Annotated in this window: 13 protein-coding genes and 1 pseudogene; 6 read left to right on the forward strand and 8 right to left on the reverse strand. The window is 65.5% G+C overall.

Translation table 11 applies throughout. From position 1 onward, the window contains the following. Window positions 1–86 precede the first annotated feature (86 nt). The gene (locus tag LK03_RS12210) at window positions 87–785 is read left to right on the forward strand and encodes a hypothetical protein (protein WP_038412645.1); all 699 of its coding nucleotides are present in this window, start codon (window positions 87–89) and stop codon (window positions 783–785) included. Beyond that, a complete protein-coding gene (locus LK03_RS12215) occupies window positions 785–1,399 on the forward strand; it encodes a hypothetical protein (RefSeq protein ID WP_049870478.1) in 615 nt (204 codons plus the stop codon). The genes LK03_RS12210 and LK03_RS12215 overlap by 1 nt, the downstream gene beginning before the upstream one ends. Before the next feature lies 1 nt (window position 1,400). On the opposite strand, the gene LK03_RS12220 is transcribed toward LK03_RS12215, so the two are convergent. After that, entirely contained in the window at window positions 1,401–2,588 is a 1,188-nt protein-coding gene (locus LK03_RS12220) for an MFS transporter (protein WP_038412646.1), read from the reverse strand. Between the two features lie 67 nt (window positions 2,589–2,655). Continuing rightward, the gene (locus LK03_RS12225; protein WP_049870479.1) at window positions 2,656–3,615 is read right to left on the reverse strand and encodes a LysR family transcriptional regulator; all 960 of its coding nucleotides are present in this window, start codon (window positions 3,613–3,615) and stop codon (window positions 2,656–2,658) included. Between the two features lie 140 nt (window positions 3,616–3,755). Here LK03_RS12225 and LK03_RS12230 point away from each other — a divergent pair, with 140 nt between their 5' ends. Next, window positions 3,756–4,940 (forward strand): MFS transporter, encoded by a 1,185-nt coding sequence (locus LK03_RS12230; protein ID WP_049870480.1) that lies wholly within the window; start codon window positions 3,756–3,758, stop codon window positions 4,938–4,940. A gap of 150 nt (window positions 4,941–5,090) precedes the next feature. Next, on the forward strand, window positions 5,091–6,095 hold the full coding sequence (locus LK03_RS12235) for a bile acid:sodium symporter family protein (protein WP_038412647.1): 1,005 nt from the start codon (window positions 5,091–5,093) through the stop codon (window positions 6,093–6,095). Here the strand turns inward: LK03_RS12235 and LK03_RS12240 are convergent. Further along, window positions 6,092–6,811, reverse strand: a complete 720-nt coding sequence (locus LK03_RS12240) for a GNAT family N-acetyltransferase (RefSeq protein WP_038412648.1) — start codon at window positions 6,809–6,811, stop codon at window positions 6,092–6,094. The two genes, LK03_RS12235 and LK03_RS12240, sit on opposite strands and share 4 nt — an antisense overlap. 216 nt (window positions 6,812–7,027) lie before the next feature. On the opposite strand from LK03_RS12240, the gene LK03_RS12245 reads away from it, so the two are divergent. Continuing rightward, window positions 7,028–7,336, forward strand: a complete 309-nt coding sequence (locus tag LK03_RS12245) for a DUF6555 family protein (RefSeq protein ID WP_049870481.1) — start codon at window positions 7,028–7,030, stop codon at window positions 7,334–7,336. Window positions 7,337–7,399: 63 nt separating this feature from the next. Here LK03_RS12245 and LK03_RS12250 read toward each other — a convergent pair. From LK03_RS12250 to LK03_RS12270, 5 genes and pseudogenes are all read right to left on the reverse strand, one after another. After that, a pseudogene (locus LK03_RS12250) lies at window positions 7,400–9,490 on the reverse strand (TonB-dependent siderophore receptor). A gap of 146 nt (window positions 9,491–9,636) precedes the next feature. Further along, window positions 9,637–11,016: a dihydrolipoyl dehydrogenase gene (gene lpdA / locus LK03_RS12255; protein ID WP_038412649.1), complete on the reverse strand. Its 1,380-nt coding sequence runs from the start codon at window positions 11,014–11,016 to the stop codon at window positions 9,637–9,639. Window positions 11,017–11,018: 2 nt separating this feature from the next. After that, window positions 11,019–12,302 carry a dihydrolipoamide acetyltransferase family protein gene (locus LK03_RS12260; protein WP_038412650.1) on the reverse strand — a complete coding sequence of 428 codons (1,284 nt, stop codon included), beginning with the start codon at window positions 12,300–12,302 and terminating at the stop codon, window positions 11,019–11,021. Beyond that, complete coding sequence (locus tag LK03_RS12265) at window positions 12,303–13,361, reverse strand: alpha-ketoacid dehydrogenase subunit beta (RefSeq protein ID WP_038412651.1); 1,059 nt, start codon at window positions 13,359–13,361, stop codon at window positions 12,303–12,305. Between the two features lies 1 nt (window position 13,362). Then, window positions 13,363–14,595: a 3-methyl-2-oxobutanoate dehydrogenase (2-methylpropanoyl-transferring) subunit alpha gene (locus LK03_RS12270; RefSeq protein WP_038412652.1), complete on the reverse strand. Its 1,233-nt coding sequence runs from the start codon at window positions 14,593–14,595 to the stop codon at window positions 13,363–13,365. A gap of 194 nt (window positions 14,596–14,789) precedes the next feature. Here LK03_RS12270 and bkdR point away from each other — a divergent pair, with 194 nt between their 5' ends. Next, entirely contained in the window at window positions 14,790–15,275 is a 486-nt protein-coding gene (gene bkdR, locus LK03_RS12275; RefSeq protein WP_028694571.1) for a Bkd operon transcriptional regulator BkdR, read from the forward strand. Window positions 15,276–15,386 lie beyond the last annotated feature (111 nt).

A 15,386-nucleotide genomic window follows, 5' to 3' on the forward strand; every position in this document is an offset into this window, starting at 1 on the left:
ATGTCGCCAGCCACGGGGCTGGCACTCGGGCGGGGCGGCGCAGGCTGCATCCGCCGCTTTTCGTTCACCGCTTCACAGGATTGCCAATGCCCGTTACGCGTCGCCTCGATCTGACTGCCATTGAACGTGCTCTGCGCGACGTCCAGGCGCGCTTTGCCCAGCTCAGCCAGCAGTTCACCGAACCCCGTGATCCGTTCACCGACGAAGTGCTGCACAACGTCATTGAAGGCTACGCGCTGATCGACGATTATGTCGCCCGCGGCGTCGACCTGTTCGACCTGCAGCAGCTGAACCTGATGCTGGAGATCAACGCCACCGTGCTGTGTGGCAACGATCCTGCGCGTCGACTGGAGTTCGCACCGCATCTGGCAGCGACCGAAGAGCGCTTCTTCAACAATGTCGAAGGCGGGATCAAGGACCTGTTCAACTGGTATTGCGCGTACCGCAGCGACTCGTTGTGGAAACGTGCCGCAGGTGTCTACGTGCGTATCCTGAGCAAGCCGCAACTGTTCATCGAAGGCAACCACCGCACCGGTTCGCTGATCGTCAGCTACCTGCTGATGCGTGCTGGACTGCCACCGTTCGTGCTGACCCTGGACAATGCCGAGGGCTATTTCAACCCGTCCTCGGTCATTCGCAACTCGGCCAAGCATGGCGTCAAGGCGTTGTACGAGTTGCCCAAGATCAAGAAAAAGTACGCCGCCTTCCTTGAAGCTCAAGCACCGGCCGCAGAACGGTTCGGCCTTGGCCCCGTGCCAACCCCGATTCACCAGGAGCGCCACTGATGGCCCGCTATCTTTTGCTCGACCACTGGCGCAGCGGTAGCCGCCTGGCCCAGCACGCCGTGCAACGCGCGTTCAAGCGCCCGCAGTTGCGCGTTTCTTTCGATATCGACGACACCCTGGCGTGCCTGCCCGAGCACAGCGCCGCCGAGCCGGACGTACTGCCCGGCTGCCTGCACCGCTGGCTGGGCGAGCCGCTGCGCGCCGGCACCCGCGACCTGTTCCGCGAGCTGCGCGAGCAGGGCTGCAGCATCTGGATCTACACCTCGTCCGGGCGCAGTCAGGCGTACATCCGCCGCTGGCTGCTGATGTACGGCATTCGCGTCGACGGCGTGGTCAACAGTAGTCGTCACCAGCAGGTGCTGGACAGTCGCGGTCTGCTCAATGCGCCGTCGAAATTGCCTTCGGCGTTCGACATCGACCTGCATGTCGACGACTCCGAAGGCGTGCGCAGCGAAGGCCACGAGCATGGCTTCCGTGTTGCGGTGATCGACCCGCAGGATGCGAACTGGACCGGTGCCGTGCGCGAGGCGGTGGCCCGGGCCCAGGCGCAGCTCGATTGGCAGCACGCTGCTGCCCCACGGACAGGGCAACGCGGCCAGTTCATCGCCTCCTGATTCAGCCTGCCGGGCGCAGCCGCGCCACGGCCGGGGTCAGGAGCAACGCCAGTAGGGCCAGAGCGGTGGCTGTATAGCTGACGGCCGCCAGACCCAACGTGGGAATGACTGCGCCGCCGATCACCGCCCCCAGGCCGATGCCGGCGTTGGCCGCCGAAACATTCGCAGTACCTGCCAACGCCTTGGAATGGCTCACCGCGTTCATCACCCGTACCTGGCAGATCGGATACAGCGCGGTATTGGCCACCGCCCACAGCGCCAACGCCAGGCACTGCAACACCGGCCATTGCGTCAACCCGCCGAACAGGCCCATGCCCACCGCCAGCAGCAGGACGAACACCGCCGTGGCGCCGATGGCCGTCCGAGTGACCCACACCCCGCCCAGCCAGTTACCGATCAACCCGACCGTGCCAAACGCCATCAGCCACCAGCCCAGGTTCGGCGACGACACTCCGGCGCGCTGCACCAGCAGGTCGGCCAGATAGGTGTAGGCGGTGAACATTGCACTGAAGACCACTACCGACAGCATCAGGTTGATCAGGAAATACGGTTCGCGGAATAGCTTGAGCTGACTTGCCAGGTTGACCTTGACCGCCTTGGGCGGGGTCGGCATGCACATGGCCATGGCGACCGCCATCACCAGCGATAGCGCCGCAAGTGCCCAGAATGCGCCGCGCCAGCCCACGGCTTCGGCGGCCAGGGTACCCAGTGGAATGCCCAGCAGCAGGGCGGCGGAAATGCCCAGGTAGACCCGCGCTACGGCTTGGCCTTGCGCTTCGGGCGGGACGATGCTGGCTGCAGTTTCGCTGGCCGTGCCCCAGAACACCGGCAAGGCCAGCGCCGGAATGAAGCGCGCCAGCGCTAGCACCCAGATGTTTGGCGCCAGCGCTGCCAAGGCGTTGGCTGCAGCGAACAGCAGCAAAATGCCGGTGAACAGCATGCGCCGATTCAAATACGCCAGGGCTGCGGTCATCGGCGGTCCAGCCAGCATCACGGTGAAGGCGAACAGGGTCACCAGTTGTCCAGCCGCGGAAATGGATATACCCAGGTCGCGGGCCAGCCCCGGCAGCAGGCCGACGATGAGAAATTCGGTGGTGACGATCAAAAAGGCCGACAGGGCGAGAATGACGATGCCCGCGCTCGAGCGGTGTGAGCCAGCTACGGCAGGTGCGGCAGTGGAAGCGTTCATGACAGGTTCCGAAACTGAGGAACCGGGCAGTCTAATCAGTCTTGAGAGGTGGATTTAGGGTGAGTTTTCATGTCACTGATGAACTGGATTCACCAATCGTCTCGCTCACTTGGTGGCCGTCGGTTCGTAGCGCTGCGCCCAGCACCTGCAGCAACGCGTCGACCCGCGCCAATGACTCGCGCTTTTTCAGCCACAGTACATTCATCGCCAGGCCATCGAGTGCCAAATTCGGCAAGATTTCAACCAATGCCCCTGATTGCAGGTGCTGTCCGACCAGCCAGGTTGGCACCTGCGCGATACCAAAGCCGGCCAGCAGGGCGGCGACTACTGCCTCGCCGTCGCCGATGGTCAGCCGCGCCGGCATACTGCGCCGTTCCACCTCGCCAGGCGTGTCACCGCTGATCAGCCATGGGCTGCCCAGGCCATTGGCCTGACCGTAGATCACACAGGCATGTTCCATCAGTTGCGCAGTGCTTTGCGGCCGTCCGTGAGCCTTGAGGTAGGCAGGTGCGGCGCAGGAGATGAAGTGCTGACGGCCAATGAAGCGGCGCCCCAGCGCCTCGGGCCAGACGTCTGAGCCACCGATGCGCACGGCGATATCGACGCCGTCTTCGGCCAGGTCGACGAAACGGTCACTGAAGGAGATCTGCGGCTGCACCTGCGGGTAGCGCCTGGCCCAGTCGAGAATCACCGGCAGCACGTGCAGCCGGCCGTAGGCGGCCGGCAGGTCGATACGGATCGGCCCGCGCAGTTCGCAGCGGTCGCTGTGCAGGGCCTGTTCGGAGTGCTCCAGATCGGCCAGCAGACGGGCGCAGGTCTGATAATAGGCCGCGCCGGCCTCGGTCAGTGCCAGGCGCCGGGTGGTGCGTGCGAACACCCGCAAGCCCAGGCGTGCCTCGAGCCGGGCGATGCTCTTGCTCACCGCCGAGGCGCTGAGGTTGAGGTGCTCGGCGGCTGCGGCGAAGCTGCCACGGTCGGCAACACAGACGAACACGTCGAGGCCTTTGAGGCGTTCGGAGGCTTGCATGGTCGAGGTCTTTCCCAAGTCTGCGGCGTAGGCGAGGGGGCATTATCCAGCATCCGTCGTTGTGCGCATCCCTCGCGCACATTTGACCTGTTCGGCAAACCTGCCTAGGGTATCGCGCTGTTTGCCTGCCCGAGATACCCATGTCCGATCGTTCTCCCTTGCCCGCAGCGGTGTACCTGCTGGGGTTGACCATCTTTTCCCTGGTGACTGCCGAATTCATGGTTGCCGGCATGATGCCGGCCTTGGCCGAAGACTTTTCCGTGAGCCTGGCCCAAGTCGGTAACCTGATCGCCTTCTATGCCCTGGGTATGGCCCTCGGCGCGCCGCCGGTGACAGTGCTGGTGGTGGCCCGTGGGATTGGCAACAAGCGTGCGTTGCTCGGCCTGCTGGTGGTGTACGTGCTGTCCGCCGCCTTGGGCGCTGCGGCGCCGAGCTATACGGTGCTGCTGCTGGCGCGGGTGCTGATGGGTGTGTCCAGTGCTGCCTGTATCGGCCTGTGCATGACACTCTGCGCCAGCCTGGTGGCGCCGGCGGCACGCGGCCGGGCGGTGGCTGTGGTACTGGCTGGGCTGATGCTCTCGCCGGTCATCGGGGTGCCGTTGACCAACATCGTCGAGCATCACTTCGGCTGGCGCGCCAGCGCCTGGCTGATCGTGGCGCTGTCGCTGCTGTGCGCAGTGCTGGTGGCGACCTGTCTCAAGCCCAGTGCCGGCGACCGGCAGACCCCGCTCAGGCAGCAGTGGCTGTCACTCGGCAATCCGGCACTGTGGGGTGCGTACCTCACCAGCGGGCTGATCATCGGCGCCACCTTCGCCGGCTTCAGCTACATCACCCCGATTCTGCTCGATGCGGTAGGCGTGCTGCCGAGCCAGGTAGCGCCGCTGCTGGCGCTGTATGGCGTGGCCAACGTGCTCGGCAATCTGCTGGTGGGGCGCATCGCCGACAGCCATACCTACAGCGCGCTGGGCTGGGGCCTGGTGCTGCTGATGCTGGCGATGGCCGGATTTGCCATGGCCGGGCAGGTGGTGTGGTTGAACCTGGGGTGTTTCATCGCCATCGGCCTGACCGGCGTTGCGCTCAACCCGGCCATGGTCGCGCGGGTAATGAAGGCCGCCGAGCCTGGTGCGCTGGTCAATGCGTTGCATACCTCGGTGATCACCGCGGGGCTGGCGCTCGGCAGCTGGGCAGGCGGTGCCGCCATCGACGCGGGTTATGGCTTGCGTGCCCCGTTGTGGGTGGGCGCGGTGCTGGCCCTGTGCGGTGTGCTCAGCCTGCTGCGTCCCTGGCTGGGTGCTCGTACGGCCACCCCTTGCAACGCTGTGTGATGGGAGGGGCCTCGGCTTGGCCCGGAAAGAACCGGTAACATTTCCGCAGACGGGCAGTCGGTGTATGGTGCTTCTCGCGCGCCGAACTGCTGCCAGGCTGCCGACCTTGGCGGGCGCGCACGCCATTCCGATAACAACAGGATCATTTTCATGGCTCGCTCGCGTTTCCTGCCCGACAACTTCACCCTGACCTTGGTCGCCGTGGTCCTGACCGCCACACTGCTGCCGGCCCGCGATCAGGTCGCGGTGCTGTTCGAGTGGATCACCAACATCGCCATTGGCCTGCTGTTCTTCCTGCACGGCGCCAAGCTCTCGCGTGAGGCGATTCTTGCCGGTGCCGGGCACTGGCGTCTGCACCTGCTGGTGTTCGTCTGCACCTTCGTGCTGTTCCCGCTGCTGGGCCTGGCGCTCAAGCCGCTGTTGCTGCCGCTGGTAGGCAAGGACCTGTACCTGGGCTTCCTCTACCTGTGTGCGCTGCCGGCCACCGTGCAGTCGGCGATTGCCTTCACTTCGCTTGCCCGCGGCAACATCCCGGCGGCGATCTGCAGCGCGGCAGCATCGAGCCTGCTGGGCATTTTCATCACCCCGCTGCTGGTGGCTCTGCTGCTCAACGTGCATGGCGACAGCGGCTCCACGGTCGAGGCGATCCGCAAGATCAGCCTGCAACTGCTGGTGCCGTTCATCGCCGGGCAGATCGCCCGACGCTGGATCGGCGAGTGGGTGGGGCGCAACCGCAACTGGCTGAAGGTGGTCGACCAGGGCTCGATCCTGCTGGTGGTGTACTCGGCGTTCAGCGCCGCAGTGATCGGCGGTCTGTGGCAACAGGTGCCGCCGGCAATGCTCGGCTGGCTGGTGCTGGGCTGCTGCGTGCTGCTGGCCCTGGCCCTGGGCATCACTGCGCTGCTGGGCCGTTGGCTCGGTTTCAATCAGGCCGACCGCATCACCATCCTGTTCTGCGGCTCGAAGAAGAGCCTGGCCACCGGCGTGCCGATGGCCCAGGTGCTGTTCGCCGGCAGCACCATCGGTTTGCTGATCTTGCCGCTGATGCTGTTCCACCAGATCCAGCTGATGGTCTGCGCCGCCCTGGCGCAGCGCTACGCACGGCGCCCGGAAGACCTCGACGACGCGCAAGCTACCGTCAAGGGCGCCCGCTAGGAATCAGCGCACCCGGCCCTGAAACTGCTCAGGGCCTTGCGCTGGCGGCCCTGCGCATCGAAGTTGTCGGGGGCCAGCCAGGCCTGCAGCGCGGCGCGCACGGCTGGCCACTGGCTGTCGATGATCGAATACCAGGCAGTGTCGCGGCTGCGCCCCTTGTACACCACGGCCTGGCGGAAGGTGCCTTCGTAGACGAAACCCAGCCGTTGGGCAGCGCGCCGCGACGGTGCGTTGAGGTCGTCGCATTTCCATTCGTAACGGCGATAGCCCAGTTCATCGAAGGCGTAGGCCATCAACAGGTACTGCGCTTCGGTGGACAGCGGCGACTGCTTGAGCGCCGGGGAGAACGTCACGCTGCCGACTTCGATCACCCCATGGGCCGGCTCGATGCGCATCAGCGCCAGGGTGCCGAGCGCCTTGCCGCTGGCCTGGTCGATGACCGCGTAGTGCAGCGGGTCGCTGCTCTGGGCTGCACTTCGTACGTAGGCGCGGTACTGCTCGAAGTCGTCGAACGGGCCGACGAACAGGTAGGTCCAGTCACGGCCGTCGCTGGCCGTGGCATAGGCTTCGTACAGATCGCTGGCGTGGGTCTCGGCGTCCAGCGGCTGCAGGCGGCAATAGTGGCCGTGCAAGGTGACCGAGCCAGGTCGCGGGCGCGGCGTCCATTCAGGCAGCTCTGGGCCGATCGGTTGCGCGTAGTCGTTGGTGCGGTTCATCGTCGCAGGTCCTGGTGCAAGTACAAGCCTTGACTCTAAGCGCGTCAACGGTATGAGCCAAGAGCCATTGCGGGTGTGTCGCGAGGTGCCAATCGGCCGGCGCAGGGTGGCGTGGCAGAGACCTTGTGCGCGGATGTCGTTGTCTTGCCAGATAGAATGAATCTTTCCCGGCGCACAGCGCTCCCATAGCCAGTTAGAACGATTAGGGAGGCCGCAATGGCAGGACAGCAGTTGTATGTGATCGAGTACGCCCTGCATGGCGCGCCGCGTACGTTCATCATCCGTCTGGAGCGTATGGACAACGCCGAAGCCTGGCATTGGGCCAGTTGCGATGCTGGAGTGGGAATCATCCCTCGCTTCGGTCAGCACAAGATAAAAAAGGTCAGCCGGCCCATGGCCGAGCGCTATGGCATCACCGAGGTACGTTGGCGGATTGCCGGGCAGGGTCCGGAGTTCGTCGCCCCGCCCATCGACATGAAGCGCATGGGTGGCGATGCCGGCAAGGTCTGCGCCGAAGGCTCCTGAGCCAGAGCGCGATCGACCCGCTGCCGCCTTCGAGGGATGGCAGCGGGTTTTTTCATGTCTGGGTCACAGGTTCAGGCTCAGACTCAGGCTGACATTGCGCGGCTCGCCCGGCACCACCCACGCGCTGTTTTACGAGCGTTCGTAGTAGGTGCGATCGAACAGGTTGTTCAGGTTCAGACCAACGGTCAGCTGCTCGCTGGCCTTGTAGTGGGCCAGCAGGTCGACGGTGCTGTAGCGGGGCAGGGTGAAGCGGCTGCCGGCCTGGCCGGAACGCTCGCCCACGTAGTTGAACGCGGCGCCCAGGTCGGAGCCGCGCAGCTGACCGTCCTGAAACTCATACACCCCCAGCAAACTGCCACTGTGGCGGGCGATGCCCAGCAGGTCGCTGCCCTTGGGCACAGCGGCATCGCCCTTGGTCACCTCGGCGTCGATGTAGGCGTAGGCGCCGATGACCCGCACGGTATCGCTGAGCTGGCCGCTGAACTGCATGTCCAGGCCCTGGCTGCGCGCCTTGCCGGCAGCGACGGTCTCGCCCAAGGCGTCGGTGGTGATGACGTTTTCCTTGTCGATATGGAACAGCGCAACGGTCGCACCCAGGCGGCTGTCGAGCAGGTCGAGCTTGACCCCACTTTCATAGCCCAGGCCTTTTTCCGGCTTGTACACCTGGCCCTGGCTGCCAAGGCTGTTGGGCTTGAACGAGGTCGAGGCGTTGGCGAATACCCCGACCTGCGGGGTCAGTTGATACAGCAGGCCTAAGCGCGGGGTGGCAACGTCTTTTTCCTGGCGGTTACTGACGCCGCTGCTGCGGTTCAGCGCGGTTTGTTCGATGCGCTCCAGGCGCACCCCGAGCAGGCCGCGCAGGCGGTCGCTGAAGGCGACCTGGTCTTGCAGGTTGAGGGCGACGCTTTCGGTGTGCTCATGGAAATCATTGGCGCGGGTCAGTGCCGGCTTGGCCTGGCCGTAAACCGGGTTGAACACGTCCAGACCGTAGTCCAGCAACGCCGCGCTTTGTGGGTACTTCTGGCTGTTGCGGTAGTTTTCGTACTCAAGCCCGGCCAGGGTCTGGTGCTGCCAGCCGGCCAGTTCGAAGTGGCCATGCAGCTCGGCCTGGGTGATCAGGTCGTTCCATTCGAAATCACGCTGGCGATAGAAACGGGTGATGGTGTTGCCGACCAGTGCCTGCGGCTCGGAGCTGTCGCCCTTGAGCGTGCCCTGGGTGTAGTGGTTGGCCAGGCGCAGCATCCAGTCATCGTTGAGGTAGTGTTCCAGCGCCAGGTCGAGGGTCTGGTTGTCGTTGCGCACCTTGCCGTCGTTGGGTTCGCCGATGAAGGTCGAGCGCTTGACCGCGCCCAGCTCGCCATTGACCGCTGGAATGCCGCGGTCGAACACGGCGTCGGTGCGGGAGAACTCGGTATCGAGCAGCAGGCGCGTGTCGGGTGACAGCTGCCAGCTCAGCGAGGGGCTGACGATCTGCCGCTGACTGTCGACGTGGTCGCGGAAACTGCCGTTGTCTTCCACCGCCAGGTTGACCCGGCCGAGCAGGGTGCCCTCGGCATCGAGCGGGGCGTTGGCGTCGAGGCTGCTGCGGTAGCGGTCCCAACTGCCGGCGCTGAGGTTCAGGGTGCTGAAGGTTTCGGCCTGCGGCCGCTTGCTGACGATATTCACCAGGCCACCCGGGTCGCCGCGCCCGTACAAGCTGGCTGCCGGCCCCTTGAGCACTTCGATGCGCTCGATGCTGGAGGCGTCCGGGGCGCTGTAGCTGCCGCGGTTGATGGCAAAGCCGTTCTTGTACAGCTCGCCTGTGGTGAAGCCGCGCACGCTGTAGTTGAGGAAGGTCAGGCCGCCGAAATTGTTCTGCCGCGCCACGCCCCCGGCAAAATCCAGGGCACGGTCGATGCGCGTGCTGTTGAGGTCTTTGAGCACTTGCGCTGGCACCACCTCGATGCTCTGCGGCGTGTCGCGGATATCGCTGTCGGTGCGGGTGGCGGTGGCCGAGCGGGTAGCGCGATAGCCCTGGACCGGCCCATCGGCACGCTCCTCGGCATAGCTGTCGGTGACAGCGGTGGCGTCCAGGGTCAGGGGCTGTGCCGCGCACAGCGGTTGGCCGAACAGGCCGAGGGTGAGCCCGGCGAGTAGGGGAGCGCGAGAGTTCAAGGTGGGTTCTCCGTTATTGATGCTATAACATAACATTTAGCTCCGTTCGCTTGCACGAGCGATGTGCAGTGGATAAGGCCGTCATGTCGGCGCCTGCCTCGACCGTGCCTCAGTGTTACCCAAGGCACGGCCGAGCAGGCCGTCGGTCACAGGTGCAAGGCATGCCCCAAGGCGCGCAGGGCCGCTTCCTGCACCGCCTCGCCAAGCGTGGGATGGGCATGGATGGTGCCCGCGATGTCTTCCAGGCAGGCGCCCATCTCCAGCGACTGGGCAAAGGCGGTGGACAGCTCCGAGACCGCCACGCCCACCGCCTGCCAGCCAACCACCAGGTGGTTGTCGCGCCGCGCCACCACGCGCACGAAACCGCTGCGGCTCTCCAGCGTCATGGCCCGGCCGTTGGCGGCGAAGGGGAACTGCGCCACCAGGCAATCGAGCCCCTGCGCGGCGGCCTGTTCCGGGGTAAGCCCCGCCACCACCAGTTCCGGGTCGGTGAAGCACACTGCAGCGATCGCCGCCGGCTGGAAGCGCCGCGCCTTGCCGGCGATCACCTCGGCGACCAATTCCCCTTGGGCCATGGCCCGGTGCGCCAGCATCGGCTCACCGGTGACATCACCAATCGCCCAGACATTGCGCATGCTGGTCTGGCAGCGTTCGTCCACCGCCACCGCCGCGCCGTTCATGCGCAGTTGCAGCGACTCGAGGTTAAAGCCGTGGGTACGTGGCCTGCGGCCGACCGCCACCAGCACCCGGTCGCCCGACAGTTGCACATGCCCGCCTGCGCCAGTGCGCAGACGCAGGGCGCCGTCCTCGTAGCCTTCGACGCTATGCCCCAGGTGCAGGCCGATGCCCAGGGTCTTCAAGGTGTCGGCCACTGGTGCGGTCAGCTCGGCGTCGTAGCTGGGCAAGATGCGCTCGCGGGCTTCGACCACGCTGACCTGCACGCCCAGCTTGCGGTAGGCGATGCCCAGCTCCAAGCCGATATAACCGGCGCCGACCACCAGCAGGTGCTGCGGCAGCGAGGTCGGCGCCAATGCTTCGGTGGAGGAAATCACCGCGCCGCCCAGTGGCAGCATGGGCAGCTCGACGTTGCTCGAACCGCTGGCCAGCAGCAGGTGCTCGCAGTGGATACGCTGCTCGCCGACGGCGGCGGTCTTGCCATCGATGATCTGCGCCCAGCCGTGAATCACCTGCACCTTGTGCTTCTTGAGCAGCGCGGCGACACCTCCGGTCAGGCGCTCGACGATGCCATCTTTCCAGGCCACGCTGCGCGCAAGGTCGAGGGTCGGCGCGCTGTGGCCGATGCCCAGTTCGCCGTGCTCAGCTTGGCGCTGGGCCTGGTGGAAATGCTCGGCGACGTGAATCAGCGCCTTGGACGGAATGCAGCCGACGTTCAGGCAGGTGCCGCCCAGCGCCTGACCTTCGACGAGTACCGTGGGAATGCCCAGTTGCCCGGCACGGATGGCGGCGACGTAGCCGCCTGGGCCGCCGCCGATGATCAGCAGGGTGGTCTTGAGGATTTCAGCCATGCTCACTCCACGAACAGACAGGCAGGTTGTTCCAGCAGGCGGCGCACCGCCTGAATGAACGAGGCAGCGTCCATGCCATCGACCACGCGGTGATCGAACGAACTGGACAGGTTCATCATGGTGCGCACGACGATCTGGCCGTTGACCACCACCGGTCGCTCGACCATGCGGTTGACGCCGATGATCGCCACCTCCGGGGTGTTGACCACCGGGGTGCTGGCGATGCCGCCCAGGGCTCCGAGGCTGGTCAGGGTGATGGTCGAGCCCGACAGTTCTTCACGGCTGGCCTTGTTGCTGCGCGCCGCCTGGGCCAGTCGGCTGATTTCCCTTGCGTTGTCCCACAGCCCGGCTGCTTCGGCGTGGCGCAGCACCGGCACCATCAGGCCGTTGTCGCCCTGGGTGGCGATGCCGACATGCACCGCGCCGTGACGGGTGATGACTTGCGCCTGGTCATCGTAGGTGGCGTTGATCTGCGGAAAATCACGCAGCGCCACCACCAGCGCGCGCACCAGCAGCGGCAGCAAGGTGAGCTTGCCGCGCTGCTGGCCGTACAGCTGGTTGAGCTGCTGGCGCAGGGCCTCGAGCTGGCTGACATCGACTTCTTCGACGTAGCTGAAATGCGCGACCCGGCGCTTGGCGTCCTGCATGCGCTCGGCGATCTTGCGGCGCAGGCCGATCACTGCGATCTGTTCGCTGTCGGTGCGCCGTGCCTGTGCGGCGGGGGGCGCAGCGGCGGTTTTCGGGGCGTGCAGGAAGGCGTCCAGGTCTTCATGCAGAATCCGCCCGGCTGGACCGCTGCCGTGCACATAACGCAGCTCGACGCCGGCCTCCAGCGCGCGCTTGCGCACCGCCGGTGACGCCAGCGGTTTCTCGCCTGGCTGGCGCGCAGTGGCGGGCGCTTGCTGTTGCCGCGCGGTGGGGGTGGACGCACTGGCTGTAAGCGCTACAGGCGCGGCCGGCTCAACGGCAGTCGGGGCGCTGGCCGGTGGCGGCGCGGCAGTGGCGTGCGCGACCGGTGCCGGTGTGTCGACATGGTTGCCGCTGCCCTCGACCTCGATGCGAATCAACTCGCTGCCCACGGCCATGACCTCGCCGGGCTGCCCGCCGAGGGCCAGCACCGTGCCGCTGACCGGCGAGGGAATTTCCACCGTGGCCTTGTCGGTCATGACATCGGCGACCACCTGGTCTTCGCCGACCACATCGCCGACCTTGACGAACCATTCCACCAGTTCGACCTGGGCGATGCCTTCACCGATGTCCGGCATCTTGATGACGTGCGTGCCCATTCAGACCTCCATGACCTTTTTCAATGCTGCGCCGACCCGCGACGGGCCTGGGAAGTACGCCCATTCCTGGGCATGGGGGTAGGGCGTATCCCAACCGGTGACGCGTTCGATGGGGGCTTCGAGGTGATGGAAGCAGTGCTCCTGCACCAGCGCGATCAACTCGGCGCCGAAGCCGCAGGTGCGGGTGGCTTCATGCACCACCACGCAGCGGCCAGTTTTCTGCACCGAAGCGACGATGGTGTCCAGGTCAAGCGGCCACAGGCTACGCAGGTCGATCACCTCGGCATCGACGCCGCTTTCCTCGGCCGCCACCTGAGCCACGTAAACCGTGGTGCCATAGGTCAGCACGGTCACATCGTTGCCCGGACGGGTGATGGCCGCCTTGTCCAGCGGCACGCGGTAGTAGCCGTCGGGCACGCTGCTTTGCGGGTGCTTGGCCCATGGCGTCACCGGGCGGTCGTGGTGGCCGTCGAAGGGGCCGTTGTACAGGCGCTTGGGCTCGAGGAAGATCACCGGGTCGTCGCATTCGATCGAGGCGATCAGCAAGCCTTTGGCGTCATAGGGGTTGGACGGCATCACCGTGCGCAGCCCGCACACCTGAGTGAAGGTCGCCTCCGGGCTTTGGCTGTGGGTCTGGCCGCCATAGATGCCGCCGCCGCAGGGCATGCGCAGGGTCAGCGGTGAAATGAACTCACCGGCCGAGCGGTAGCGCAGGCGGGCCATCTCCGAGACGATCTGGTCATAGGCCGGGTAGACGTAGTCGGCGAACTGGATCTCCACCACCGGGCGCAGGCCATAGGCGCCCATGCCCACGGCGGTGCCGACGATGCCACATTCGGAAATCGGTGCATCGAACACCCGTGACTTGCCGTACTTGTTCTGCAGCCCTTCGGTGCAGCGGAACACACCGCCGAAGTAGCCGACGTCCTGGCCATAGATGACCACGTCGTCATCGCGGCCAAGCATGATGTCCATGGCCGAGCGCAGCGCCTGGATCATGGTCATGCTGCTGGTGGCGGCAGCGGTGTGTGGGTCGAGGCTGGTCGTGTGGTCGTTCATCTCACACCCCTAGTTGCTGGCGCTGGCGGCGCAGGTGGTCGGGCATGTCCTTGTACACGTCCTCGAACATCGAGGCGGCGCTGGGGATATGGCCATTGGCGAGGGTGCCGTACTGCTCGGCCTGCTTCTGCGCGGCCAGCACCTCGGCTTCCAGTTCCGCGCTGACGGCGGCGTGTTCGTCGTCCGACCAGTGGCCGATGGCGATCAGGTGCTGCTTGAGCCGGGCAATCGGGTCGCCCAAGGGGAAGTGGCTCCAGTCATCGGCGGGGCGGTATTTGGAGGGATCGTCCGAGGTCGAGTGCGGGCCGGCGCGGTAGGTGACCCACTCGATCAGGCTCGGGCCAAGGCCACGCCGGGCGCGTTCGGCGGCCCAGCGCGAGGCGGCGTACACGGCCAGAAAATCATTGCCGTCGACCCGCAGCGAGGCGATGCCACAGCCCACGCCACGGCCGGCGAAGGTGCTCGCCTCGCCACCAGCGATGGCCTGGAAGGTGGAAATCGCCCACTGGTTGTTGACCACGTTGAGGATCACCGGCGCGCGGTAGACGTGGGCGAAGGTCAGGGCGTTGTGGAAGTCCGACTCGGCGGTGGCGCCATCGCCGATCCACGCCGAGGCGATCTTGGTGTCACCCTTGATCGCCGAGGCCATGGCCCAGCCGACGGCCTGCACGAACTGCGTGGCCAGGTTGCCGCTGATGGTGAAAAAGCCGGCTTCGCGCACCGAGTACATGATCGGCAACTGGCGGCCCTTGAGCGGGTCGCGCTCGTTGGACAGCAACTGGCAGATCATCTCCACCAGCGACACGTCGCGGGCCATCAGGATGCTTTGCTGGCGGTAGGTGGGGAAGCACATGTCGCTGCGATTGAGCGCCAGAGCCTGGGCGCTGCCGATGGCTTCCTCGCCCAGGCTCTGCATGTAGAACGACATCTTTTTCTGCCGTTGGGCGGTGACCATGCGGCTGTCGAAGATGCGCGTCTTGAGCATGGCGCGCATGCCTCGGCGCAGCAGTTGCGGGTCGATGTCTTCGGCCCACGGGCCAAGGGCATGACCTTCACCATCGAGCACGCGAATCAGGCCGGTGCACAGGTCGGCGGTGTCAGCGGCTTCGACATCCAGCGCAGGTTTACGCACCTGCCCGGCATCGCTCAGGTGCAGGTAGGAGAAATCAGTGCGACAGCCGGGCCGGCCGGTCGGCTCGGGCACGTGCAGGCGCAGGGGGGCGTACTCGTTCATGCTCATTACGCTCGCTCGGATGATTGTTGTTGTGAGCTTGCAGCGGTCGCTGCCCCTGCGTGGAAAGGTGCCAGGGCAGCACTGCCTATAGGGTAGAAGCCTGGCGAGAGAATATTTCTCTGATGTTGATTGCCTTTGCGCTCCGGCGCAGATAAACATTCCGCATAACCACAAAAGCCCGGTGAATTTGTCTCATGCGCAAACTCGATCGCACCGATATCGGCATTCTCAACAGCCTGCAGGCCAACGCGCGCATCACCAACGCCGAGCTGGCGCGCTCGGTCAACCTCTCGCCCACGCCCTGTTTCAACCGCGTGCGCGCCATGGAAGAGGCGGGGGTGATTCGCCAGCAGGTGACGCTGCTGTCGCCCGAAGTGTTGGGGCTGGATGTGAATGTGTTCATCCACGTCAGCCTGGAGAAGCAGGTGGAGCAATCGCTGCACCGCTTCGAGGAAGAGATCGCCGAGCGCGCCGAGGTCATGGAGTGCTACCTGATGACCGGCGACCCTGATTACCTGCTGCGCGTGCTGCTGCCGAGCATCCAGGCCCTGGAGCGTTTTCTCGACTACCTGACGCGCCTGCCGGGGGTGGCCAACATCCGCTCGAGCTTCGCCCTCAAGCAAGTGCGCTACAAGACCGCGCTGCCGCTTCCGGCCAATGGCCTGAACCTGCGCGAATAGGCCTTGGCGATGGGCGGCTGGAGAAGGAACTGTTCGTCGGTCAGTTCATCGAAGGCTTAGCACTGCCAAGGCCCTTGGCAGCAGCGCCTGGCGACCAATGGCCTGAGCGCG

The sequence above is a fragment of the Pseudomonas cremoricolorata genome, assembly GCF_000759535.1.
GTDB classification, from domain to species: Bacteria; Pseudomonadota; Gammaproteobacteria; order Pseudomonadales; family Pseudomonadaceae; genus Aquipseudomonas; species Aquipseudomonas cremoricolorata_A.